This window comes from Dactylosporangium sp. NPDC000244 (assembly GCF_040300725.1).
In the GTDB taxonomy this organism is placed as follows: Bacteria; Actinomycetota; Actinomycetes; order Mycobacteriales; family Micromonosporaceae; genus Dactylosporangium.
On record NZ_JBEPEH010000050.1, the window covers coordinates 58157 to 81152 of the forward strand.

The 22996-nt window shown below is 69.6% G+C and carries 23 protein-coding genes; 14 read left to right on the top strand and 9 right to left on the bottom strand.

The genetic code is table 11. The features are described from left to right. The first annotated feature begins 33 nt into the window (after nucleotides 1-33). From ABT369_RS49055 to ABT369_RS49090, 8 genes are all read left to right on the top strand, one after another. Nucleotides 34-915 (top strand): carbohydrate ABC transporter permease, encoded by an 882-nt coding sequence (locus ABT369_RS49055; RefSeq protein ID WP_350623984.1) that lies wholly within the window; start codon nucleotides 34-36, stop codon nucleotides 913-915. Continuing rightward, complete coding sequence (locus ABT369_RS49060; protein WP_350623986.1) at nucleotides 912-1745, top strand: carbohydrate ABC transporter permease; 834 nt, start codon at nucleotides 912-914, stop codon at nucleotides 1743-1745. The genes ABT369_RS49055 and ABT369_RS49060 overlap by 4 nt, the downstream gene beginning before the upstream one ends. Nucleotides 1746-1747: 2 nt before the next feature. Next, on the top strand, nucleotides 1748-2914 hold the full coding sequence (locus ABT369_RS49065) for an ABC transporter ATP-binding protein (RefSeq protein WP_350623988.1): 1167 nt from the start codon (nucleotides 1748-1750) through the stop codon (nucleotides 2912-2914). Beyond that, nucleotides 2911-3858, top strand: a complete 948-nt coding sequence (locus tag ABT369_RS49070; protein WP_350623990.1) for an alcohol dehydrogenase catalytic domain-containing protein — start codon at nucleotides 2911-2913, stop codon at nucleotides 3856-3858. Before ABT369_RS49065 ends, ABT369_RS49070 begins: the two co-directional genes overlap by 4 nt. A 60-nt stretch (nucleotides 3859-3918) precedes the next feature. After that, nucleotides 3919-4641 carry an SDR family NAD(P)-dependent oxidoreductase gene (locus ABT369_RS49075; RefSeq protein ID WP_350623992.1) on the top strand — a complete coding sequence of 241 codons (723 nt, stop codon included), beginning with the start codon at nucleotides 3919-3921 and terminating at the stop codon, nucleotides 4639-4641. Between the two features lie 237 nt (nucleotides 4642-4878). After that, entirely contained in the window at nucleotides 4879-5475 is a 597-nt protein-coding gene (locus ABT369_RS49080) for a TetR/AcrR family transcriptional regulator (protein ID WP_350623994.1), read from the top strand. Next, nucleotides 5472-6131 (top strand): DUF4097 family beta strand repeat-containing protein, encoded by a 660-nt coding sequence (locus tag ABT369_RS49085; protein ID WP_350623996.1) that lies wholly within the window; start codon nucleotides 5472-5474, stop codon nucleotides 6129-6131. The genes ABT369_RS49080 and ABT369_RS49085 overlap by 4 nt, the downstream gene beginning before the upstream one ends. Before the next feature lie 204 nt (nucleotides 6132-6335). Further along, on the top strand, nucleotides 6336-6647 hold the full coding sequence (locus ABT369_RS49090; RefSeq protein WP_350623998.1) for an enoyl-CoA hydratase/isomerase family protein: 312 nt from the start codon (nucleotides 6336-6338) through the stop codon (nucleotides 6645-6647). A 2-nt stretch (nucleotides 6648-6649) separates the two neighbouring features. Here the strand turns inward: ABT369_RS49090 and ABT369_RS49095 are convergent, their stop codons facing one another. From ABT369_RS49095 to pdhA, 3 genes are read right to left on the bottom strand one after another with little or no spacing between them, the layout of a single operon-like run. Next, the gene (locus ABT369_RS49095) at nucleotides 6650-7990 is read right to left on the bottom strand and encodes a dihydrolipoamide acetyltransferase family protein (RefSeq protein ID WP_502891925.1); all 1341 of its coding nucleotides are present in this window, start codon (nucleotides 7988-7990) and stop codon (nucleotides 6650-6652) included. After that, nucleotides 7983-8987: an alpha-ketoacid dehydrogenase subunit beta gene (locus tag ABT369_RS49100; protein ID WP_350624052.1), complete on the bottom strand. Its 1005-nt coding sequence runs from the start codon at nucleotides 8985-8987 to the stop codon at nucleotides 7983-7985. The genes ABT369_RS49095 and ABT369_RS49100 overlap by 8 nt, the downstream gene beginning before the upstream one ends. 59 nt (nucleotides 8988-9046) lie before the next feature. Then, complete coding sequence (gene pdhA, locus ABT369_RS49105) at nucleotides 9047-10186, bottom strand: pyruvate dehydrogenase (acetyl-transferring) E1 component subunit alpha (protein ID WP_350624002.1); 1140 nt, start codon at nucleotides 10184-10186, stop codon at nucleotides 9047-9049. A 125-nt stretch (nucleotides 10187-10311) separates the two neighbouring features. Here pdhA and ABT369_RS49110 point away from each other — a divergent pair, with 125 nt between their 5' ends. Next, nucleotides 10312-10818 (top strand): Lrp/AsnC family transcriptional regulator, encoded by a 507-nt coding sequence (locus ABT369_RS49110; protein ID WP_350624004.1) that lies wholly within the window; start codon nucleotides 10312-10314, stop codon nucleotides 10816-10818. 277 nt (nucleotides 10819-11095) lie between these two features. Further along, nucleotides 11096-11758 carry a hypothetical protein gene (locus ABT369_RS49115; RefSeq protein WP_350624006.1) on the top strand — a complete coding sequence of 221 codons (663 nt, stop codon included), beginning with the start codon at nucleotides 11096-11098 and terminating at the stop codon, nucleotides 11756-11758. A gap of 580 nt (nucleotides 11759-12338) precedes the next feature. On the opposite strand, the gene ABT369_RS49120 is transcribed toward ABT369_RS49115, so the two are convergent. Further along, a complete protein-coding gene (locus ABT369_RS49120) occupies nucleotides 12339-13145 on the bottom strand; it encodes a tyrosine-type recombinase/integrase (protein ID WP_350624008.1) in 807 nt (268 codons plus the stop codon). Between the two features lie 518 nt (nucleotides 13146-13663). Here ABT369_RS49120 and ABT369_RS49125 point away from each other — a divergent pair. The 4 genes from ABT369_RS49125 (at nucleotide 13664) to ABT369_RS49140 (ending at nucleotide 16706) form a co-directional block, all read left to right on the top strand. Further along, nucleotides 13664-14422, top strand: coding sequence for an IclR family transcriptional regulator (locus tag ABT369_RS49125; RefSeq protein WP_350624010.1), 759 nt, complete (start codon nucleotides 13664-13666; stop codon nucleotides 14420-14422). A 192-nt stretch (nucleotides 14423-14614) separates the two neighbouring features. Then, nucleotides 14615-15301, top strand: coding sequence for an MOSC domain-containing protein (locus tag ABT369_RS49130; protein ID WP_350624012.1), 687 nt, complete (start codon nucleotides 14615-14617; stop codon nucleotides 15299-15301). Continuing rightward, nucleotides 15298-15501 carry a ferredoxin gene (locus tag ABT369_RS49135; RefSeq protein ID WP_350624014.1) on the top strand — a complete coding sequence of 68 codons (204 nt, stop codon included), beginning with the start codon at nucleotides 15298-15300 and terminating at the stop codon, nucleotides 15499-15501. The genes ABT369_RS49130 and ABT369_RS49135 overlap by 4 nt, the downstream gene beginning before the upstream one ends. Next, a complete protein-coding gene (locus tag ABT369_RS49140) occupies nucleotides 15498-16706 on the top strand; it encodes an NAD(P)/FAD-dependent oxidoreductase (protein ID WP_350624016.1) in 1209 nt (402 codons plus the stop codon). Before ABT369_RS49135 ends, ABT369_RS49140 begins: the two co-directional genes overlap by 4 nt. A gap of 67 nt (nucleotides 16707-16773) precedes the next feature. Here ABT369_RS49140 and ABT369_RS49145 read toward each other — a convergent pair whose 3' ends face one another. The 5 genes from ABT369_RS49145 to ABT369_RS49165 all read right to left on the bottom strand — a co-directional run bounded on the left by ABT369_RS49145 (nucleotide 16774) and on the right by ABT369_RS49165 (nucleotide 22994). After that, the gene (locus ABT369_RS49145) at nucleotides 16774-17790 is read right to left on the bottom strand and encodes a nucleoside hydrolase (protein ID WP_350624018.1); all 1017 of its coding nucleotides are present in this window, start codon (nucleotides 17788-17790) and stop codon (nucleotides 16774-16776) included. Next, the gene (locus ABT369_RS49150) at nucleotides 17790-18644 is read right to left on the bottom strand and encodes a carbohydrate ABC transporter permease (RefSeq protein ID WP_350624020.1); all 855 of its coding nucleotides are present in this window, start codon (nucleotides 18642-18644) and stop codon (nucleotides 17790-17792) included. Before ABT369_RS49150 ends, ABT369_RS49145 begins: the two co-directional genes overlap by 1 nt. A gap of 3 nt (nucleotides 18645-18647) precedes the next feature. Further along, complete coding sequence (locus ABT369_RS49155; protein WP_350624022.1) at nucleotides 18648-19451, bottom strand: carbohydrate ABC transporter permease; 804 nt, start codon at nucleotides 19449-19451, stop codon at nucleotides 18648-18650. Between the two features lie 199 nt (nucleotides 19452-19650). After that, on the bottom strand, nucleotides 19651-22026 hold the full coding sequence (locus ABT369_RS49160; protein ID WP_350624024.1) for an extracellular solute-binding protein: 2376 nt from the start codon (nucleotides 22024-22026) through the stop codon (nucleotides 19651-19653). After that, a complete protein-coding gene (locus ABT369_RS49165) occupies nucleotides 22023-22994 on the bottom strand; it encodes a ribokinase (protein ID WP_350624026.1) in 972 nt (323 codons plus the stop codon). Before ABT369_RS49165 ends, ABT369_RS49160 begins: the two co-directional genes overlap by 4 nt. Nucleotides 22995-22996 lie beyond the last annotated feature (2 nt).

Genomic DNA, 22996 nt, shown 5'->3' on the forward strand with positions numbered 1-22996 from the left:
GCACCTACCGCGCACGATAACCGAAGGAGGGCCATGAGCACCCGATCGCGGCTCGCGCCGTACCTGTTCGTCGGCGGCGCGGCAGTCTATCTGCTGGTGTTCACCGCCACCCCGCTGCTGCGCGGGGTGCTGCTGAGCTTCACCGACACCAAACTGCTCAATCCCGACGGCGGCGAGTACGTCGGCCTGGACAACTACCACGACCTCCTCGTCGACGACCGGTTCGCGTCGTCGGTGCTCACCACCATCCTCTACACCGCCTGCACGGTCGCCGGGGCGCTGCTGCTCGGCACGGCCGCCGCGTTCGCGATCAACGACGGATTCCGCGGCCGGGCCGTCGTGCGGGCCATCCTCACGATGCCGTGGGCGGTTCCGTCGATCGCCGTCGTGCTCGTCTTCACCTGGATCTTCAACGTCGGCGACGGGGTCGCCAACCGCGGCCTCGCCGGGCTCGGCATCGGTGAGCAGGGCTGGCTCATCGACCCCGACCTCGGCCTGCTCTCCGTGACCGCGGTCAGCGTGTGGAAGGTGTTCCCGTTCATCATGCTCGTCGTCCTCGCCGCCCTGCAGTCGGTGCCCGCCGAACTGCGCGAATCGGCCCGGGTCGACGGCGCCGACCGGTTCACCGCGCTCAAGGAGATCGTCCTGCCGCACATCGCGCCGACCCTGCGCATCGTCGCGCTGCTCATGACGATCTGGTCGCTGCGCCGGTTCGAGATCATCTACCTGCTCACCGGCGGCGGACCGGTCGACGCCACCAACACGCTCGTCATCAACGTCTACCGGGAGGCGTTCGCCAACTCCGACCTCGGCCGGGCGTCGGCGCTGGGGATGCTCGGCCTGTGCCTGTCCCTCGTCGTCACCGTCGTCTACTTCGTCGTCGAGCGGCGCTCGGCGCGGAGGGAGGAGCTGTGAAGCGGCTGACCGGAGCGGGTCCCGGGCGATGGCTCGCGGTCGTCGTGCTGATCGTCGTCGCCGGCTTCCCGGTGTACTGGATGCTCAATACCGCCCTCGCCACCCGCGAGGAACTGTTCAGCGGGCAGAGCCTGTGGCCGCGCGTCGACCGGATCGTCTCCGTCTTCGACGTCTTCGACAGCGATGTACCGCTGATGCGCTGGCTCACCAACAGCGCGATCGTGGCGTCCGGCACGACGTTCTTCAGCCTGGCGCTCGCCGTGCTGGCCGGTTACGGGCTGTCGCGGTACCGCCGCTTCCACGGCCGCGGTCTCGTCGGCTTCGCGTTGTTCGCCACCCAGATGCTGCCCGAGGCGCTGTTGATCGTGCCGCTCTACACGCTGTTCGTGTCGCTGGGCCTGATCAACGGGCTGTTCGGCCTGGTGCTGGCCGACACCGCCTTCGCCATGCCGGTCGCGGCGTGGATCATCAAGTCGGCCGTGGACGGCGTCCCCTACGAGATCGAGGAGGCGGCCCGGGTCGACGGCGCGCCCCGGTTCGTCATCTTCTCCCAGGTCACGCTGCCGCTGGTGGCGCCGTCGGTGGCCGCGGCCGCCGTCATCACGTTCTTCGACGGCTGGAACGAGTACCTGTTCGCCTCGACGTTCATCCGCGACTCGACGAAATGGCCGGCCAGCAAGGGCCTGTCGTCGTTCATCGGCGAGTTCATCACCCCGTTGTCGACGGTGTTCTCCGCCGCGCTGGTGTTCACCGTTCCCGCCATCGTCTTCTTCCTACTGGTCCAGCGCCGGATCGTGAGTGGCCTCACCTCCGGTTCGGTGAAGGGGTAGGCATGCCAGCCATTGCGTTCCGGGGCATCCGGAAGTCCTACGGCGACACACCGGTCATCCACGAGTTCTCCACGGAGATCCCGGACCGGGAGTTCCTGGTGCTGCTCGGCCCGTCCGGGTGTGGAAAGTCCACCATGCTGCGCATGATCGCCGGGCTCATCGACATCACCGGCGGTGATCTGCTCTTCGACGGCCAGCGGGTCAACGACCTGGAACCCAAGCAGCGCAACGTCGCGTTCGTCTTCCAGTCCTACGCGCTCTACCCGCACAAGACGGTGCGGGCCAACATCGCCTTCCCGCTGTTGATGAGCCGCTTCCGCTGGTGGCAGCACATCCCGGTGGTCGGCATGGTGGAGCGCTGGCGGGCGATGCGCGACCCCGCGATCACCACGAGAATCGAGCAGATCGCCGCGACCATGGAGCTCACGCCCTACCTCGACCGCCGGCCGCGCACGCTGTCCGGCGGGCAGCGGCAGCGGGTCGCACTGGCCCGGGCCCTGGTCCGCGAGCCCTCGATCTACCTGCTGGACGAGCCGCTGTCCAACCTGGACGCCAAGCTGCGGGCGCAGATGCGCACCGAGATCACGGCACTGCACCGGCGAGTGGGCGCGAGCTTTGTCTACGTGACGCACGACCAGGTCGAGGCGATGACCATGGGCACCCGCATCATCCTGCTCAACGACGGCGTGGTGCAGCAGAGCGGGACCCCGCAGGAGGTCTACGACGAGCCGGCGAACACCTTCGTGGCCCGGTTCATCGGTTCGCCGGCGATGAACCTTCTGCCGGTCACGGTCCGGGACGGACAGGCCGCGATCGACGGCGGTACGACCGTGCCCGCCGGCGGGGTGCCCGACGGGACGGCCCTGCTGGGCGTGCGGGCGGAGAAGGTGCGGGTTGCCGCGACGGGCTCGGGCCTGCCGGCCCGGGTGGCGGTGGTGGAACGGCTGGGCGCCGAAACCGTGGTCGGCTTCCGGCTCGGGCTCGCGGACAACAGCGAGGAGCTCGGCGCGGCCGCCATGCGCGACCTGCACTACGCGAAGGTACCGGGTGACGCCGGCCTCGCCGTCGACGACGAATGCCGGGTGCTGCTCGACCTGAGCGGCGCCTGCTGGTTCGACAGTCACAGCGGTGCGCGCATCGGCGCGCGGAAGGATGGACGTGTCGCATGAAAGCACTGCTCTACGCCGGGCCGCTCGAACTCGTCGTCACCGATCTCGACGTTCCGGCCCCGGCCGACGACGAGGTGCTGGTGCGAGTGGCCGCAGCCGGGGTCTGCGGGTCCGAGGTCGAGGGTTTCGCCACCCAGAGCCCGTTCCGCAAGCCGCCGCTGGTGATGGGTCACGAGTTCGCCGGGCATCGGGTCGACGACGGCGCTCTGGTCACGGTCAATCCGCTGGTGGCGTGCGGCGATTGCGGCAACTGCCGGCGCGGCCGGACGAACATCTGCGACAACCGCAGCATCCTCGGGATCAACCGGGCGGGCGGCTTCGCCGAGTACGTGGCCGTGCCACGAGCCAACGTGCACCCGCTGCCGGCCGGTGCGTCCCCGCAGCGTGGGGCGTTCGTCGAACCCATGGCCAACGCAGTGCACGCCGCGAACCTGGTCGCCGAACGACTCGTCCCGGACGCCCGGGTCGGCGTGATCGGCGCCGGCATGCTGGGCACGGCGGTGCTGCTGGTGCTCCGCAGCCGCGGCCTGACCGGCATCCACGTCGCCGATCTGGCCGAACAGCGGCTGGCGACCGCGGCCAAGGCGGGCGCCGGCCGCACCGGGCACCGGCTGGCCGGCACCTTCGACGTCATCGTGGACACGGTGGGCACGGCCGGGACCCGGGCCGACTCCGTCGCCCTGCTGCATCCGGGCGGTGCCGCGGTCTGGCTCGGCCTGCATGCCGCGGAGTCCGATGTGGACTGCCGGGCGATGATCCGGGGCGAGAAGGCGGTTCTGGGCAGCTTCTGCTACACCGCCGCGGAGTTCGCGGCGGCAGTGCCACTGGTCGCCGCCGTCGACGAGGACTGGCTGGAACTTCGAGACCTCGCCGACGGTGTCGAGGTGTTCGAGGCGCTGATGCGGGGCCCGTCGGCGCGCATCAAGACGATGCTGGTGCCCTGACCACGGGGTGTCCATTTTCCTCTCCACGGCGAACGCCGGGGGACTGCTCGGGAGGTCTCGATGAGCCGCACGGTGGTGGTGGGAGGCGGCGGTACCGGCATCGGCCGGGCGATCGCCGCGACGTTCGTCGGCAACGGCGACCGGGTGGTGCTGGTGGGCCGGCGCGGGCCGACGCTGCGCGCCGCGGCGGAGACGCTCGGCCCCGCGGCGACCTGGGTCGCGGCCGACCTGAGCACGGCGGACGGTGCCGCGCTGGTGGCCCGCGCGGTGGACCGGGTGCACGTGATCGTGGCCGGCGCCGGGGGCACCGCCGCGGCGGTGCCGTCCGAGCTGGACGCGATCGCCCGGGAGTGGCGTGCCGACTTCGACCAGAACGTGCTGACCGCCGTGCTGCTGGTGGCCGCGCTGCGGCCAAAGCTGGCCGAGCAGGGCCGGGTGATCGGCATCGGCTCGATCGGCGCCCAACTCGGCAGCGGCTACAGCGGCTCGTACGGTGCGGCGAAGGCGGCGCTGCACGCGTGGATCTTCTGGCTCGCGGCGGAACTGGGGCCGGCCGGGGCCACTGCCAACCTGGTGTTGCCCGGATACGTGCCGGACACCGAGTTCTTCGGTGAGCGGATGAGCCCGCAGTTCCACCGGGCCAGGGTCGACCGCACCCTGGTCGGACGCGCCGGAACTCCGGAGGACGTGGCGTCCGTCGTGAACTTCCTGGCCTCGCCCGAGGCATCGTTCATCACCGGGCAGCTGGTGGGGGTCAACGGGGGAACAGTACTGGGACGGTGAGCCGATGGCCGCCTCACCCGCACCGGCCCGCAGGTTAGGTGCCGTGGTCGTTGCCGAGGTCGCGCCTGTCGGCGATCAGTCCGCGACGCTGTCGGCGGCGCTCGAGGAGGCGCACCGGCACGTGTGTCCCTTCCTTCGGTCGCGGCACCGGCTATGAGCGGGCAGCTTGGTGGCCCTGGTCACGACAATCTCAGTACTTTGGGTATTCGATACCGAAAGTATGCTAACTTCGGCCTCGTGACCGAAGATCGAACGGGGCCCGTCCCCCGCACACCCCGGGCCGAGGTGCGGCGTCGCCTCCTGGCGGCCGCCGCCGAGGTCTTCGCCGATCGGGGATACCTGGACAGCAAGCTCGACGACATCGCGCACGCGGCCGGCTTCACCAAGGGCGCCATCTACTCCAATTTCGGCAGCAAGCAGGGCCTGTTCGGGGCGGTCCTCGACGAGCGCTCCGGGGCGGAGCGCGCCGCGTTGACCGGCGCAGGGTCCGGCGACGTCGCCCGGATCATCGCCCAGGGCATCGTCGGCGACCCCGAGCGCCGCCAGCTCGGCCTGGAGTTCGCCGCGCGGGCCACCCGCGACGAGCAGGTCCGCGAGATCCTCACGCCGCTGCGGCGCCAGCAGCGCGAGACGGCCGCCGCCGCGATCGGCGAGCTGGCCGACCGCAGCGGCCTGCGCCTGACCGTTCCGCCCGAGGTGGCGGCGCTGATCCTGCACTGCCTCACCAACGGCCTGTCGATGGAGCACCTGGTCGACCCCGAGCTTGTCGACGAGGCCGCGGTCGAACGGGCCATGGCCACCGCAATCGGCCTCCTGATGGAGAAACACCCATGAAGAGAGCACTGCTGCTCATCGCCGCCATCCTGCTCAGCGGCTGCGGCTCGGCCGACGACGCGAAGCCCGAGACCCGCACATTCGACCTGGCCGGCACGGCGCTGACCATCGCCAAGGACAACGGCGACCTCGCCGTACGGTTCGGCGACGACGATACGATCCGGGCCACCCGGTGGTTCGCCGGCGAACCGTCCGACGCGACCTGGGAGCTGGCCGACGGCACGCTGCGGCTGGCCACCGACTGCAGCGGGCCGTTCAAGTCGTGCGCCGTCCGCTACGAGATCGTCGTGCCCCGGGCGACCGTGCTGACCGTCAGCGGGGACAACGGTGCCATCGGGGTCGACGCGCCGACTGCCGACCTCACCCTGCAGAGCACGAGTGGGTCGATCTCCGCCACCGGTGTCGCCTCCGGGAACGTCAAGGCCACGTCCGGGAACGGGACGGTCGATCTGGCCTTCACCAAGGCGCCGGCGACCGTCGACGTCACCACCGACAATGGCGCGGTGACGGTCTCGGTGCCGCCGGCCGGATACCGGGTCACCATCAAGACTGACAACGGCGAGGTACGCAACGAGCTGCCCACTGACCCGGCAAGTTCGCACAGCGTCGCAGTGCGCACCGAGAACGGGGCCGTCACTCTCCGGACCGCCTCATGATCGGCCCCCGGCGGGAGGTGCTCACTGGCGCCGGCGCCGGTGTCGTGGCCCTCGGCCTCCCCGGACGCGCACCAGCCGCCGGTGACGCGGAAAAGACCCCGCTGCGGTACTTCACCGATGAGGAGGCAGCGACCGTCGAGGCCATGGCCGAGCGAATCTTCCCCGCCGGCCAGGGCGGCCCCGGCGCCCGCGACGCCGGCGCCCGTGAGCGCGGCGGTGCTCGTCGAGGAGCGCGACGACGTGGTGCTGCTGCGCCTGAACCGGCCCGAGGTGCGCAACGCGATCGACCAGCAGATGGTCGACGAGCTGCACGCAGCCTGCGCCGACCTCGAACGGGATCCGCGGGTGGCGCTGATCACCGGGGTCAGCGTCGCACACGCTCAGCCTCGCGCTCCTTCCGGCGGTGGGGGACACCCGGGCGCCGCGCGGCCAGGCCCCGATGCTGTGGCGGCACCGGGATCTGGCCGCGGATTTCCATGGCCGGCGTGGTCGCGCACCGGCCGGCAGGAAGGCTGAGGTTAGAGGTCGCCGAGTGCGGTGACGGGGTGTTCGATGCAGTTGGCCAGGTAGCGCAGGAATCCACCGGCGGTGCCGCCGTCGCAGACTCGGTGGTCGAAGGCCAGGGTGAGCTGGCCGACTTTGCGAACGGTGAGTTCGTCGTCGACGACCCAGGGCCGGGCGATGATCCGGCCAAGACCGACGATCGCGACCTCGGGGTGGTTGATGATCGCGGCAGAGCCGTCGACGCCGAAGACACCGTAGTTGTTGACGGTGACGGTGCCGCCGGTGAGGTCGCTCGGGGCGAGGCCGCCCGATCGGGCGGCCGCGGTCCGGCTGGCGAGCGCCGCGGACAGGTCGCGGGTGGAGAGCCGGTGGGCGTTGCGGATGACGGGGACGACGAGGCCGCGGTCGGTCTGGGCGGCGAAGCCCAGGTGGACGTGGTCGGGGATGACGATCTCGTCGCCGTCGATGTGGGCGTTGAGTTCGGGGTAGCGGCGCAGGGCGAGAATGGTGAACCGCGTCAGCAGGGCGAGCAGGCTGACCGGCTGCTCCGGGCCGGCAGCGTTGATCGCGGCCCGGGTGGCCAGCAGTTCAGTGGCGTCGACGTCGACCCAGACGGTCGCCTCGGGGATCTCACGGCGGGAGCGGCTCAGCTTCTCGGCGACAGCCCGGCGCAGGCCACGCAGCGGGATGCGTGTCTCGCCCGTCTCCCGGCCCGTGCCGACTGGCGAGACCTTGGCGGCCTCGGGCTCCCCGGCGTGTGCGGCGAGCCCGGTTTGGCGCGCGAGAATGGCCTGCTCGATGTCGAAGCGGCGGATGATGCCGGACGCGCCGGTGCCGCGGATGCTCGTCAGGTCGACGCCGGCGTCGCGGGCCAGCTTGCGCACGAGCGGCGAGATGACCCGCGTCGTCGCGGTCGCCGGCAAGTCCGGCTGGGCGATGGGAAGTCGGTCGGCCCGGGGCGTGCGGCTCCGGCGGCGGCGCCGGACGCTGGTTGCCGTACTCGTTCCGTAGCCGATCAGGACGTTGCCACTGGCCTCGTCGGCCGGTGTGACGCCGGCATCGGGGGTGATCGCGCCGGGCTCGCGGAAACCTCCGCGGTTGTCGTCGCGGCCGGCGACGGTCGCGGTGTCGATGCTGATGAGCGGCTGGCCGACCTGCACCGTGTTGCCCGGTGTGGCGTGCAGGGTGGCGACGGTACCGGCGAATGGCACCGGGACCTCGACGGCGGCCTTGGCCGTCTCGACCTCGACGACGATCTGGTCGATCGCCACCTGGTCGCCGACCTTCACATGCCAGGTGATGATCTCGGCTTCCTCGAGTCCCTCGCCGAGGTCGGGCAGAAGAAAGTCAGGCACGGTCACCTCCCGGGCCGAGCCAGCTCTGATCGGGTTCGTCGTTCCATTGCAGCCGGGCGATCGCGTCGAGGATGCGATCGACGTTCGGCAGGTGGTGGCTCTCGAGCATCGGTGCCGGGTAGGGGATGTCGAAGCCGGTGACCCGCAGGATCGGGGCCTGCAGGTGGTGGAAGCAGCGTTCGGTGAGACGGGCGGCGATCTCGGCGCCGTAGCCGCAGAAGCCGGCGGCCTCGTGCACGACGACCGCGCGACCGGTGCGCCGCACCGAGTCGGTGAGGGTGCGGTCGTCGACGGGCGAGAGGCTGCGCAGGTCGATGACCTCGACGTCCCAGCCCTCGTCGGTGGCCGCGGCCGCCGCGTCGAGAGCGGTGGCGACGGTCCCGCCGTAGCTGATCAGGGTGACGTCCGTACCTGGCTTCACGACGGCGGCCTGGTCGATGGCCGGCCCGGCGCTGGTGAGTTCGGCCGTCTCCTTGGACCAGTAGCGGCGTTTGGGCTCGAGGAAGATCACCGGGTCCGGGCACTCGATGGCCTGCCGCAGCAGCCGGTAGGCGTCCGCCGGCGTCGCGGGCGTCACGACCCGTAGCCCCGGCGTGTGGGCGTAGTACGCCTCGGAGGAGTCGCAGTGGTGCTCGACCCCACCGATGCCGCCGCCGTAGGGGATTCGCACGACGATCGGCAGGCTGACCGCACCCCGCGTACGGTTGTGCAGTTTCGCGAGGTGGCTGGTGATCTGCTCGAAGGCTGGGTAGGCGAACGCGTCGAACTGCATTTCCACGACCGGGCGCATCCCGTTCATGGCCATGCCGATCGCGGTGCCCATGATGCCGGCCTCGGCCAGCGGCGTGTCGAAGACGCGTTGGTCCCCGAAGCGCTCTTCGAGCCCGTCGGTCACCCGGAAGACCCCGCCGAGGGTGCCGACGTCCTCGCCGAAGACGAGAACGCGCTCGTCCGCGGCCAAGGCATCGGCGAGGGCGGCGTTGAGGGCCGCGGCCATGGTGATCGGCGCTGGGGTCCGCGTCGCTCTGGACGACTCCGCGCCGGTCAGGGTACTCGTCACCGTGCTTCTCCTTCGGTGTCCCCGGCGTCGCGCAGCTCGGCCAGCAGGTCGTTGCGCTGCTCGATCAGCGGCCGGGTCGGTTCGCTGTAGACGTGGGCGAACAGCTCGGCCGGATCGACGGTGACATCGGCGTTCATGCGCTCACGAAGCGCCGCCGCGAACTGCTCGGCCTCGGCCCGTAGCTGCTCGTCGCCACCGTCGTCGAGCAGGCCGGCGGCGCGAAGATAGGTGTTCAGCCGGTCGATGGGGTCACGCGCCAGCCAGAACGCGACCTCGTCGCTGTCGCGGTAGCGGGTGGCGTCGTCGGCATTGGTGTGCGCTTCGATGCGGTAGGTGCTGGCTTCGATGAGCGTTGGTCCCTCGCCGCGGGCGGCCCGCTCGACGGCCGAGCGCACGGTCGTGTAGACGGCGGCCGCGTCGTTGCCGTCGATCAGCCAGCCGGGGATGCCGTACCCGACGCCCTTGTGGGCCAGGGACGGGGCGGCGGTCTGCTTGTCGAGCGGCACGCTGATCGCGTAGCCGTTGTTCTGCACCAGGAACACCACCGGTGCCTTCCAGACCGCGGCGAAGTTCAGCGCCTCGTGGGTGTCGCCCTCACTCGTCGCGCCGTCACCCAGCAGGACGAGGGCCACCGTGTCCTCACCCTTCAGCCGCGCGGCGTGCGCCAGCCCGACGGCGTGCAGCGTGTTGGTGGCCAGCGGAGTGCACTGCGGCGCGACGCGGTGCTGGTACGGGTCGTAGCCGCAGTGCCACTGCCCGCGCAGCAGGCTCAGCACCTCGACCGGGTCGACGCCCCGCGTGACGATCGCAACCGAGTCCCGGTAGGTCGGGAACAGCCAGTCGTGCTCGCGCAGAGCCAGCACCGCGCCGACCTCGCAGGCGTCCTGGCCGCGGGAGGACGGGTAGACCGCCAGCCGGCCCTGCTTGGTCAGGGCCGTGGCCTGGGCGTCGAACCGCCGCCCGATCACCATTCGGCGGTACAGCTCGAGCAGCGTGTCCTCGGCCGGCAGCTGCCCGGCGTCCCCGACCAGCGCGCCCGCCGCGTCGATCAGCCGCCACGGCTCCGTGCCGGGAAGCAGATCGACTCCGACCGGGGCGACCGGCGAGGTAGGTGGATGGCTGGCGACAGCGGTCACGGTTCGGCTCCAGGCGAGGATCGGCGAGGCGATTGCCTGCAGTTTCACCCCTTTGGCGGCCAAGAGTCCAGAGACTGGGCAGCGGCCGAGAATATCGGCCTCGTCTTGCCGCTAACGTAGCCAATATGACTGATCAACAGCGTCCCGCGGCCGGGGTCGACGGACAAATGGCCGATCTCGACGAGACCGACCGGCGCATCGTGGACCAGCTACGCGGCAACAGCCGGATGTCGATGCGAGCCTTGGCCGCGGCGCTGCACATCTCCCGCGCCAACGTGTACACGCGGGTGGCCCGGTTGGAGCGCGACGGCGTGATCACCGGCTACACCGCGATCATCGACCCTCAGCGGTACGGGCACGTGCTGTCGGCCTACGTCTACCTCAAGGTGCAGCAACAGTCTTGGAAACGCCTGCAGGATCGGCTGCTCAGCATCCCGGAGGTCGACCACGCGGCCCTGGTTTCCGGAGAGCACGACATCGTGCTGCTGGTGCGCACGCGCGACACGGCCGCGTTGCGCGACCTGGTCCTGACCCGCCTGCAGGAGATGCCGGAGGTGCTGAGCACCCAGACCGTGCTCATCTTCGACGAGACGACGCCGGGCGCACGGTTGGCGGGGACATCCTCCGACTGACCCCCGCACACCCGAAGGCCATCGAACACGACCGACCGGGCGACCGATCGCAGCCCGGACATCGACGCCATCCCGTCCGCGCTGCTCAACGCGGCCCCCGTGACGACGACGTCGGACGAGGACCGCCACCTGCCGCCGAGCGCGTGGTCGGGATCGGCGATTGCACCCTGGCCGGCGTGGGGCGCGGTCGGTTCGGCCTGCGCCCGGCCGGGCAGGAACCCGACGGCCAGGGCCGCGGCCACCGATACGGCGAGGAGGCGCGGTACGCAAGGGACTGATGCTCGCGGCACTGACCGTGGGCACATTGGCGGCGGGCTGCGGCCCGGCGGCGAAACCCGACCCGACCCCCACGACCAATGCGCCGGCCACCCGCGGCTCGACGGGCACGGCCCCGGCCGGCGACGCTGGCCCCTCGACCAACCCGGGGGACGGCCTTCCGCACGGCGAGGGCCCCATCCCGGGCATCGCGGCCAACGCGGTCGCCAAGGCATGGTCCGAGCGCTGGCACGCCACGCCGACCCCGTACGAGCAGCTGGGCGCGCATATGACCAGGCTGACGGTCGACTTCCCGGTCGTGCACGGCAAGCTGTACATGGTCGTCGGCCGGCCGAGCGCCGAGACCACCGCCGTGAACATGATCTACTGCGAGGTCAGCGACACCTCACTGGGCATGAATGGGTACATCACCATGACCCGCAAGGCCGCCGAGCAGGTCGTCGCCGGCTGCGCCGCGCCGGCGTTGCAGGGCGACGAGCCGAAGCTGGTCACCGACTTCCTGGCCGGCCACGCCCAGCCCGACACGACGCCTTCGTGTGCTCCCGCCCTCAACGGCGCCTGCCCCCGCACGTCGGACCACCAGACCGACCTCGAGCGCTTCCAGCTCGTGGTCCGCACCGGGCCCGAGCACGTCAGCATGTGGCTGGTCGGCCACAAACCCTGAGCGGCGTCGCGCTGCCGATCACGGCGACAATCTCACCGGCGGCCACGCTTGAATCGCCGACCGCTGCCATCCGGGCCGATCTCGCCTCGAGTACGTGGAACGCTCGTGTGGTCGTCCATCGTTACGAGCACGTCATTGGTGCACCGATCGTCGCTTGTTCCTACAACGGCGGCGCCGGCGCCGGCGGTCGCGGCCTCGCTCGACGACGTCCGCGTCGGATGTCAACCACGAGGTAGGTGCTCAACGCGATGATGGGTAGGCCGCATAGAAGATTGGCGATGACCGCATTGACAGTTTGATCGGCTGCCGGTTGGCCGGTCGCATCCGTCCGGCCGCCATCGATGGTGATCGCGATCGCGCCGATCTGCATGAGCGGAAGAAACCCGAAGCAGCCCGTGCAACATGACTTTCGTTGCGAGGCGCTACGGAGGTGGTATAAATCGTTCAGCGTCGCGTCGTGCAGAGGTGTCCGCGGTTTCCAGTGTGCGGGTGGCGCAGGCCGGCTGCGGCTTCGATGCCGTCACGTTCGCCTTGACGTTGGTCGGCGGCGCGTATCGGCGGCAGTTCCCGGCTGACCGGATCAGGTGCCTGCACTTGACGGACCGGAGACTGGAGAGTCCGGCCCACAGTGGCTTGACCGGGGACCGGCATCTGCACACGGCCGGTGAACGTCTCCGCCGCTGCGGTCACGACAGTCGCATCCTGCAGACGATCGCCTGCCAGCCCAACGGGCGTTGACGGCGCCGCTCCCGACGGGCGCGGGTCCGGCACGTAGGTGGCGGTGCTGCCGACGTCGCTGCCGCGATCGGTGTGGCTGGCGTAGCCGCGCGATCGCATACCCGAAGTTCCGCTCCACCCACGTCAGCGTTGTGTGCCGCAGCCAGTGCGTGCTGATCTGCTGCGTCGCCGCCCACGGCAGCGCCTCACCGATCCGCCCCCACAGCGTGTCGTACCGCCGCCGGGTGATCGGCCGGCCGGTGCGGTACCGCAGCAACTGCCCATCAGGCGGGGCCTGCCGCTGCTCGCCGTGCAGCAGCAGATGCCGCATGAGGGTGGGGGAGACCGGCTGCCACCGCACCGTGTCACCCTTCTCCTGCAGCCGGATCAGGCACTGCGTCGGGTCGAGATCCATCGGCCGCAGCGCCAGAGCGCCACCACGGCGGCACGCCGTCTCCGTATGCAATCGCAGCAGCAGACTGTGAAGATCCGGATCCTCGCTCGTCCGGGCCGCAGCCTCATCGATTTCCGCGAGCCGGGTGTCCGGCACCGCCCGCCGCGTGGTCGGCATCCGCCGCGGCTTGCTGACCTTCAACGCCGGGCGCGTCATAACGCGCCCTCGCAGGTGTGCAGAGATGCGTATGGCGAGTTTCCAGAACCACTTGAACACTCGCCACCAAAGTAGGGCAGGTATGCCACAAAAGTGTGTCGAAGGGGGGACATTAACCCCAACCCATAGCATGCCTGCATAAAACAGGTATGCATGCGCCGACTCTACTGAGGCCAGCTCATTCGTTCAAGCCGGTAGGGTGACGGCTGCTCGATGAGCGACGGCCCCCTGTGCCGCGATCGGCTGAGGCAGGCGTCCTGAGTCGCTAGCCCCGCTGCTGTGACATCTACCAAGGAGATGCCGCCACTACGACCTGGTCGAGCAGCCGTGACCACCTTCGAGGCGTGGCGCGGGATCGCCGCGGTGCGCCTCCTCCACAAGTAGCCCCGCTCACGCGCCGTTCGGGACGAGCACGCCCTCGTCCGCTACACCGACGGCGGCACCGAGCCCTGGGACTCGGACGCCGTGAAGACGAACGTGGCCGCCCTCGTGAAGGGCATGACGGCGTGGGCTGGGCCATCGCGCCCCGGCCCCGCCCCCTGGCAGCTGGCGGATGGCACGGTTCATAAAGTGGAGGGATGCAGCCCGTCGTCCGTGCCCTCAACGTCCTGCAGGCGCTGTCCAACAGGCCTGACGGAATGACGCTCCAGGAACTCCACCTGGAGCTCGAGGTCCCTCTGGGGAGCATGCACCGAATCCTTGGGGTACTGCGCGAGCAGCGGTTCGTCAGTCGGTCGCCGGTCGACCTTCGCTATTTTCTCGGGCCGGCCGTGCGTGATCTGACCGAGAAGAACGTGAGCGAAACCGGCGGGATGCAGTCGCTCACCACCGTCGTGCGCGAGTTGTCCCAGGCGACGGGGGAGACGGTCTTCCTGACCGAGCTGCACGGCAGCGAGGCGATCTGTGTCTCCCTGGTGGAGGGCGTCTACCCGCTGCGACTCTTCGTCCGGCTGGGGCAGGTCATGCCGATGAACGCCGCCGCGGCGGCGCGGATACTTCTCGCCTACCTTTCGCCCGAGGTCGCTACCGAACTGCTCGCGTCGCACGGACTCGACGAGTTCACGCCGTCGAGTCCGCACACCGTCGAGTCTGTCGTCGCGCGTTTTCCGGACATTCGGGAGCGGGGCTACGACATTGCCGCCAACGAGTTGGATGAAGGCGTCTGGGCAGTGGCTGCCCCGATTTTTACGTCGACCGGCCGGGTCACGGCCAGCGTGACCCTCGCTGGTTCGGCGGGCCGGTTCGCCACTGCGGACAGTCGGGCCGCCACCATTCGCAGTGTGACGGAAGCGGCCGCTCGGATGTCGACACTCCTAGGCTGGAGTCCCGGGGACTGATCCTCCCGGACCGTCTCGTTTCCACGCATGCACGCCGGTTGGCGCCGGCGCCTGTTGCGCTGCCCAGTGCGGTACGACACAGCCAGGATTCGCGGGGATAAAGGCCGCGAACGGGGCCAAAGCGGTGGTGCGGCACTGGCGCAGTCGTCTACGGGTGTGGAAACATGCTTTCCGCGAGATGGAAGGAGTGTCATGGTGGTTGACGGTCTTTCGCTGACCGGGCGGATCGAATGGCTCTGTGTCGGTGCGGTGTCGATCCTGCGTAGCGGCGACGAGGAGATCCGCACCGGCTACCTGAAGACCCCGGTCGGTGAGGTCTGGGTCTCCCGGAACGGGCTCACCGGGGATGAGCAGGTCTACGCGACCCACGGCGGTCCCGACCGCGTCGTGCTGAGCTACTCGACGGTCAACTACGAGTTCTGGCGACAGAGCCTCGGACTGGACTTCCCCGAGTACGCGGCCCTCGGCGAGAACTTCACCACCACAGGCCTGACCGAGTTCGAGGTGCACGTGGGAGACGTCTTCACCGTAGGTGGGGCCGTCATCCAGGCGGCCCAGCCACGTTCGCCCTGCCACAAGGTGGCGGCGCGTTACCGCAGGCCCAAGTTCACCATCGAGGTCGCCCGCAGTCACCGAACGGGAATTCTTTACCGGGTGCTCCAGGAGGGCGTCGTGTCGGCCGGCGACACGATGCGGCTCATCGCCCGTGAGGGACACGGCTACTCGATCGCTGACGTGAACCAGATCCTCCTCGACCGCAAGAACATCGAAGGCGCCCGGTCCCTTCTCGACGTCGATTCCCTCGCCGAAGCCAAGAAGGCCGAGCTTCGAGAGCGGATAGCCAAAAGCGCCCTGACCGACCTGAAGGAGATCCCGTGATCCGAGTACATGTCGACCTCGGCCTTTGCCAAGGCTTCGCCAACTGCGTGATGGTGGCGCCGGAGCACATCGACCTCGACGAGAACAACAAGGCGGTGGCGGTCAACGATCTCTTCCCCGACTCCGACCTGTCAGATCTGACGGAGGCCGCCGAATCCTGCCCCGCCTTCGCGATCCGGCTCGAACGGGTCGAGCAGTGACGGGGACGACGACCATCGTCGGTGGGTCTCTGGCCGGGCTGCGCACAGCGCAACAACTTCGCGCGAAGGGCTACGACGGGACGCTGACGCTGATCGGGGCGGAGCGACATCTGCCGTACGACCGCCCGCCGCTGTCGAAGCAGGTGCTCCTGGGCGAGTGGCCCGAGCAGCAGACCTACCTGGTCACCGCGCAACAGCTCGCGGATCTGCGCGTGGACGTCCGTCTCGGGGTGGCCGCCACGGGTCTGGACCGCGAGCGGCGGCTCGTCACGCTCGCCGACGGCAACCGGGTGGCGTACGAGCATCTCGTCATCGCCACCGGGTCGCGACCGCGCGCGATCCCGAAGCCGACCAGCGCACCCCATGTCCATACGCTGCGCACACTCGACGATGCGCGGCTGGTCGCCGCGAAGCTGGCGCCGGGCCGGCGTCTGATCATCATCGGCGCGGGCTTCATCGGTTGCGAGGTCGCCTCCTCCGCTGTGGCGAGAGGCGCCATCGTAACCCTCGTGTCCCGTGAGCCCGTCCTGATGCCGCAGTTCGGCCCGCGCGTCTCCGACTACCTGATGTCGCTGCACCGCGGTGCCGGTGTGGACCTGGTGCTCGGCGTGGACGTCGAATCGATCGGGCAGACGGCCGGCGAGGTCGCCTCGGTCGAGCTCACTGGCGGACGCGTGCTCCATGGCGACCTGGTCGTCGTGGGTATCGGTGCGGTCCCGAACGTGGAGTGGCTGGCGGGTTCGCAGCTCGCCGGGCCCGACGGTGTCCGGGTGTCGCGGCACGGCCAGACGGCCGACGCCGCGATTTTCGCGCTCGGTGACGTGTCGGCCTGGCCCTGCGCCGGAGGTTCGGGCTTCCGGCGCTCGGAGCACTGGTCGCACGCGGTCGAGCAGGCGAAGATCGTTGCCCGGGCGATCGTCGAGGGGACGTCCTTCGACCCCGGACCGGCTGTGCCCTATGCCTGGTCGGACCAGTACGGCAGGAAGTTCCAGACCGTCGGGCAGGTCTCCTCGGCGCTGAGCCAGGTCGTGTCGGCGAACTGGGACACAGCGGACTGTCAGCGCCACTGCCTCTACCTCGACCACCGGGGCCTGGTGACCGGCGGCCTCTTCATCGACAGCGCGCGGGCCGCCGGGCAGCTACGACGTGCTCTGCAGGGGCAGGCCGGGCCGGTAAGCCGTGACTCGTTCGCGCTCGGCGCGTAGACACGTCGGGCGTTGTGACCGGCACGAGGAGTGCCGGTCACAACGCCCGGTGCGTTTGCTGGACAGCTCACCCCGTCCAGCTGCCGTATGCGGAGAACATCGTCCGTAGGAGGCGGTCGTTGTCGACCGTCTTCACCACCCGGACCGGCTTGGCCCGGGAGATGTCCAGCCCGACGTGCAGCCGCAGGCTTTCCTTCGTCCATCCGATGGGGCGTCCCCGGGTGAGCGTGCCCTGTGTCTCCACGTCAACCATCATCTCCTCGACGGTGACGATGCCGGGATCGATGAGCAGGGCGACCGCGAGCGGGTCGTGCAGCAGGCACCCGTCGATGTTGCGCCACGCGGCGGCCAGGTCGATCCAGGGGCGGGTCGTCTCCACCACGTACCGGGTCAGCGGCGAACGGTCCGGGTCCACGAGGTCCAGGTCCTGGTGCCGGAGCAGCGTCTGCGAGGTCGCATCCAGCGGCAGGAGCGTGATCGGACACCCGGAGGTCAGCACGATCCGGGCGGCGTCCGGGTCGATGCCGAAGTTGAGTTCCTGCAGGAACCCGGGCACGTCGAAGGCGCCCCCCATGATGACGATCTCCCGGACGAGCTGCGGCAGGCCGGGGTCGAGTTGGAGCGCCTGCGCGATGTTGGTCAGCGGGCCGATCGCCACGATGGTCATCTCGCCCGGATGGGCGCGCACATGCCGGACGATCTCCGCCGCGGCCCCCAGCGCGGCCTGTGCGTCATACGCGCCCGGTGGGGGCACGGCGGACCAGGCCGCGCGGACCGCGTCGCTGTGCGACGTCCGGTCCTGCCGGCTCCGCCACGGTTCGCTCGGCTCCAGCAGCGCGGTGCTGGCCCCGGCGTACACCGGAATGTCGAGTCCGACGAGGTCGACGAAGGTGCGGGCGACGGCGAAGCCCTGGTCGCGGTGCGTATTGCCGGACACGACGGTGACCATGTCGAGGTTGATGGCCCCGGAGGCGACGGCGAGCGCCAGGGCGAGGCCGTCGTCGATGTCGGCGCCCGGGATTCCGTTGCCGGGGTCGCAGTCGATGATGATTCGTCGCCGGTCCGGCAGCGGGGCTGTTTCCATCACTCTTTCTCACCCGTGGATGCAAGGGACGATGTGAACTGGCGCTGCGCGAAGAGCAGGACGACCAGCGGGACGAGCGCGGTCAGCGTGGCGGCGGCGAACATCTGGCCGTAGTCCACGCCCGATTCCTGGGCGAAGTCGGCGATGGCCACGGGTGCGACGCGTACGCCGGGTGCCGGGGCGATGAGCAGCGGCCACAGGAAGGACTGCCATTGGAAGACGAACAGGATCAGGCCGGCCCCGATCATCGACGGCCGGGACAGCGGCAGGTAGATCCGGCGGTAGATGCCGAACCATCCCAGCCCGTCCATCCGGGCGGCCTCGCTGAGCGAGATCGGGATGCCGAGGAAGAACTGACGCAGCAGGAAGATTGCCAGCCCGTTGCCCACGGCCGGCAGGATCAGCCCGACGAGGGTGTTCTGCAGGCCCGCCTGCCGGAACGTGGTGGCGAGCGGGATGGCGATCGCCTCGAACGGCACGAGGAAGCTGACGACCATGACGCTGAACAGCACGGTCCGGCCGGGGAACGGGATCATGGCCAGGGCGAACGCGGCCAGTGAGGACACGGCGAGCCCGAGTGCCACACTGACGGCTGTGACGATGACGGAGTTCAGCAGCGCGAGGGTGAAGCTGCTCTCGAGCACCGCGCGGTAGTTGTCCAGCGAGACCGTGGTGGGCACCACCGTCCTGATGGAGACGGGCGAGAGATAGCGGAATATCTCATCGCCCGGCCGCAGGGAGGAGATGATGGCCCACAGCAGCGGCGCGACCGCCAGGACGGCCACGGGGATGACGATCAGGAGTGTCCGGCGTCCCGTTCGTCGTTCGTGATACCTGGGGATGGTGTCGGCCATGGCTCAGTCCTTCCCCGGGAGCATCCGGAACTGCACCGTAACCACCGCGATGACGATGCCGACCAGGACGACGGTCGCCGCCGCCGAGCTGCCGGTGTCGGAGAGCGTGTAGGCGCGTTCGAAGATGAAGTTCATGATGAGGTTGGTGGAGCCCTCGGGGCCGCCCTGCGTCAGGATGCGCACCGGGGCGAACACCAGGAAGTTCGCGACCGTGTCGGCGACGAGGACGAACAGCAACGGCCGCCGGATACCGGGCAGTGTGATGTGGAGGAACTGCTTCCATCCGGTGGCCCCGTCGAGGTCCGACGCCTCGTAGAGGCTTCGGGGAATCTCGTGGATGCCGGCGACCAGGAAGGTCATCCAGTAGCCGACGCCGACCCAGCTGCACAGAATGATGATCGACATTAGTGCGGTGGTGGGGCTGACCAGCCATGGTACGGACGGGATGCCGAGCGCGCCGAGGAGGCCGTTGAGGGGACCGTCCGGGCGGAACAGCACACCCCAGACGATGGCCGACACCGTCTGGGGGACAGCGATGGGCAGCAGGATGAGGGTCCGCCAGATGCCGACCAGTGGCACGCGCCGGGTGAGCGCGACGGCCAGGAACAGCGCCAGCGCGATCTGCAGCGGGTTGATGACGAGCGAGAACAGCAACGTCGTCTTCAGGGAGCCGAGGAATTGGGGGTCGGTGAAGAGAAAGGTGAAGTTCGCCGTCGAGAGCTCGCCGAGCCGGTTCGTGAACGACGAGACGACCGCGTCGAAGGAGGGAACCAGCCGCAGGAAGACCAGGCCGACGAGGGCGGGCAAGAGGAACAGCGCGGCGGTGGCGACGGCACGTAGGCGGGCCCGGGATCGCGCTCGACCACGAGAGGCGGAGGGGGATCCGCTGGGTCCGGAACGGCCCGTGATCGGGCCGGGGCGTGGGTTTGCTTGGGTCACCATGATGTCTTTCCGATGAAGGTCCCGGCCCCGGGCCGCGCACGCGCGCCGGCCCGGGGCCGGCGCGCTACTTGTATTGCGACAGCTGCCGTTTGAGGGTGTCCTGCGCGGTGGCGAGGATCTTTCCGGGGTCACCGCCGTTGCGGATGTCGGCGAAGGCCTTGTTCACGATCGTCTCGAAGTCGATGTAACCGACCGACGAAGGCCGGCGGATCGCGTGCTCATCGGTGTCGGTGGTGAGCAAGGTGCCGTACTGCGCGGTCTGCTTGGAAGCGACGCCGTCGATGTAGTGGATGTACTTCGGGTACGCCTTCTGGTTGACCGGCGGGAGGTTGAACTTGGTCGACGTCGAGGTGGCGCCGTCGGCGGACAGGGACAGGTAGCGGGCGAGTTCCTGGGCCGCGGTCTGGTGCTCGCTGAAGTTGCTGACGGCGACCGCCCACGAGTCCGTCGGGGTGACGACCTTGCCGCCGGCGGCGTACGGCAACGGAGCCATGCCCCACTTGTCGGCGAGGCCGCTGTTCTGCAGGTCGGTGATGCGGGCCGGGCCGGCGACGTAGAACGCCACCGATCCGTTCTTGAACAGGTCCGGCATCTGCGCGGACGCCACGCCGCGCGGGGAGAGGCCGGAGGAGTACAGGTCGGCGTACCACGTGCCGAAGGTCCGCCATTGCTCGGTGTCGATCGCCGGGGTGAGGTTCCGCTCGCCCTCCAGCCCGGCGCCGCCGCCCATCGACATGATCACCGGCTGGAGCGCGTAGTACGCGTCAACCTGCTCGAACGCGAAGCCGTACTGCGCCCCGGTGGTCTTGGCCTTCGCGGCGGCGGTCAGCGTCTGATCCCACGTCCAGCGGCTGGCATTGTCCGCTCCGGGCTCGGCGATGCCGGCCTGAGCCAGCAGGCTCTTGTTGTAGAAGAGGAAGTTGTCGCTCGTCCACAGTGGATAGCCGTACTGGTGGCCGTCCCAGGTGACCGAGGCGATGCCGCCGGCGGTCAGGGAGTCCTTCATGTTGGCCTGGTCGGCGGACACGTCCTTGAGGAAGCCCTTGGTGGCCAGGCTCGGCAGGCGGGGCGGGTCGACCGCGATGACGTCGATGGAGGTGTCCTTCGAGCCGAGCCGTGCCTGAGTCTGGGCGGCGATCTCGGTGAAGGGCAGAATCTGGATTTCGACCTTGATGTTCGGGTGTTCCTCGTGGAAGGCTGCCACCGCTTCGTCGAAGACGCCTTTGTGCGGCGCGACGAAGGTGATGGTGACATCGGCGTTGGGGTCGTCGCTGGGGGAGGCGCCACAGGCGCTCAACGCCAGTGCGGCAGCCGCGAGCGAGGCGCTGGCGATCAGGCCGACGCTTTTCGTCATGGTAAGATCCTCTTTTGATGGTGGCCTCCAGGTGCCGCCCTTGTCTGCCAACTCAGTCGGCACCTGGTGGTTTTCTCTGATCTGGATCGTGCAGCCGCAGGAGCGGCGACGGATGAGCTCGACATCGCACACGACGTGCCTCGATCTCTCCGTGGTCCTGGTGCGCGCCAGGCTGACTGCGTGTCGTGCGATCTCGGCCAGCGGCTGACCAACGGTGGTCAGTGGTGGCACGCTGTACATGGACTGCTCGGTCCCGTCGAACGTGATGATGGCCAGATCCCGCGGCACTTCGACGCCGGTGTCGGCCGCGGCGGCCAGGACTCCGAAGGCCTGCATCTCGTCGGTGACCAGAACCGCGTCGGCCGTACCACGCGCGAACAACTTGATGGCGGCTTCATAGCCGCCCGCTCTGGAGAACGGCGCCTCGACGAACAGGCTCTCGTCGTCGGGCAGCCCCTGCGCCTTCAAGGCCTTGCGCCAGCCGCCGATCCGTTCCACCGAGGTGAACAGGTGTGACGGTCCGGCGATGATGGCGATCCGGCGGTGGCCGTGCGCGATGAGATGGTCGGTGGCCATGGCGGCGCCGTCGAAGTTGTCGACCACGACCGAGGCGATGCTGGAGAACCTGTCCCGCCTGTCGAGGGCGACCACGGGAATGCCGGCTCGGATCGCCTCCTGCACCGGAGCGTGGTGGCCCACCCCGACGTAGAGCAGGCCGTCGACCTGTCGCTCGACGAAGCTGGTGATCAGGCGGGCCTCCCGGGCCGCACTCTCGGCCGAGTTGCCCACGAGGAGCACCCGCCCCTCCTGGAACACCTCGTCTTCGATCGCTTTGGCGAGGGCAGAGAAGAAGGAGTTGGAAACGTCCGGAACGACCAGGCCGAGCACTCCCGATCGCCCGCCGGCCAGTGCCTGCGCGATGGCGTTAGGCCGGTAGCCGGTGCGTTCGATGGCGTCGAGGACGCGTTGGCGGGTGGCCGGCGCGACCGAGCGGGGCCCGTTGTTGATGACGTAACTGACGACTGCGGCCGAGGTCCGGGCCTCCCTGGCGACGTCCTGCCGGGTCACCCTGCGGGGGCTCGTCATCGCGACGCTGCTTCGCGCCGCAGTACGTCATCGACCTGCGAGCGGGTCGGGAAGGCCGAGGCGGCGCCGGTCCGGCCCACCGCGACGGAGGCCGCCGCCAACCCCCGCCGGGTCGCCTCCGCCAGCGTGTCCCCCTGCGCCAAGCCGGCGGCGAGGGTGCCGGTGAAGCAGTCGCCGGCACCCGTGGTGTCCGTGACGGTCGCGGGAAAGGCGGCCTCGTGGCGTGCCCCCTGCCGGTCGGCGAGGACCACCCCGTCGGCGCCGAGCGTGATGACGACCGAGCGGACCCCGGCGGCAATGAGCCGTCGCGCTCTCGACAGGGCATCCTCGATGCCGTCGATCGGTGCTGGGTCGCCGCCGAGCAGGCCGATCAGCTGGGTGGCTTCGTGCTCGTTCACGACGAGTGGGTCGGCCCGGCGCAGGGTGTCCGGGTTGACCGACAGGACAGGTGCGAGGTTCAGCACGAACCGGACGCCGGCCTTCTCCGCCGACTGCGCGGTCCAGTCGAGGACCGGGACGGGGAGTTCGCCCTGGATCACGACGACCGCCGGCGGTGTCTCACAATCCCGGAGGTTCGCGTCGATCATGCCCCGGTCGATCCGGTCTACCGGCCCGGGTTCGACGACGATGAGATTTTCGCCCCTCTCCTCGACCACCACGGTGGCCCGTCCGGTCGTCCGGCCCGCAACGACGCTGACCTGTGCGACCGAGACGCCGTGCGCGAGCAGTGCAGACCGGGTGATGCCGGCACTGTCGTCGTCCCCGACGACACCGAGCAGTTCGCAGGGCATTCCCATGCGGGCGACGGCGACCGCTTGGTTGGCCCCCTTGCCTCCGAGCCCGTCCAGGGCGCGCTCCGCGATAACGGTCTCGCCCGGTCGGGGCAGGCGGGACACAAGGAGCGACCGGTCGTGGTGAATCGAGCCGACGACTAGGGCAAATGGTGCTGTCCGTGCCGAATCGATCATTT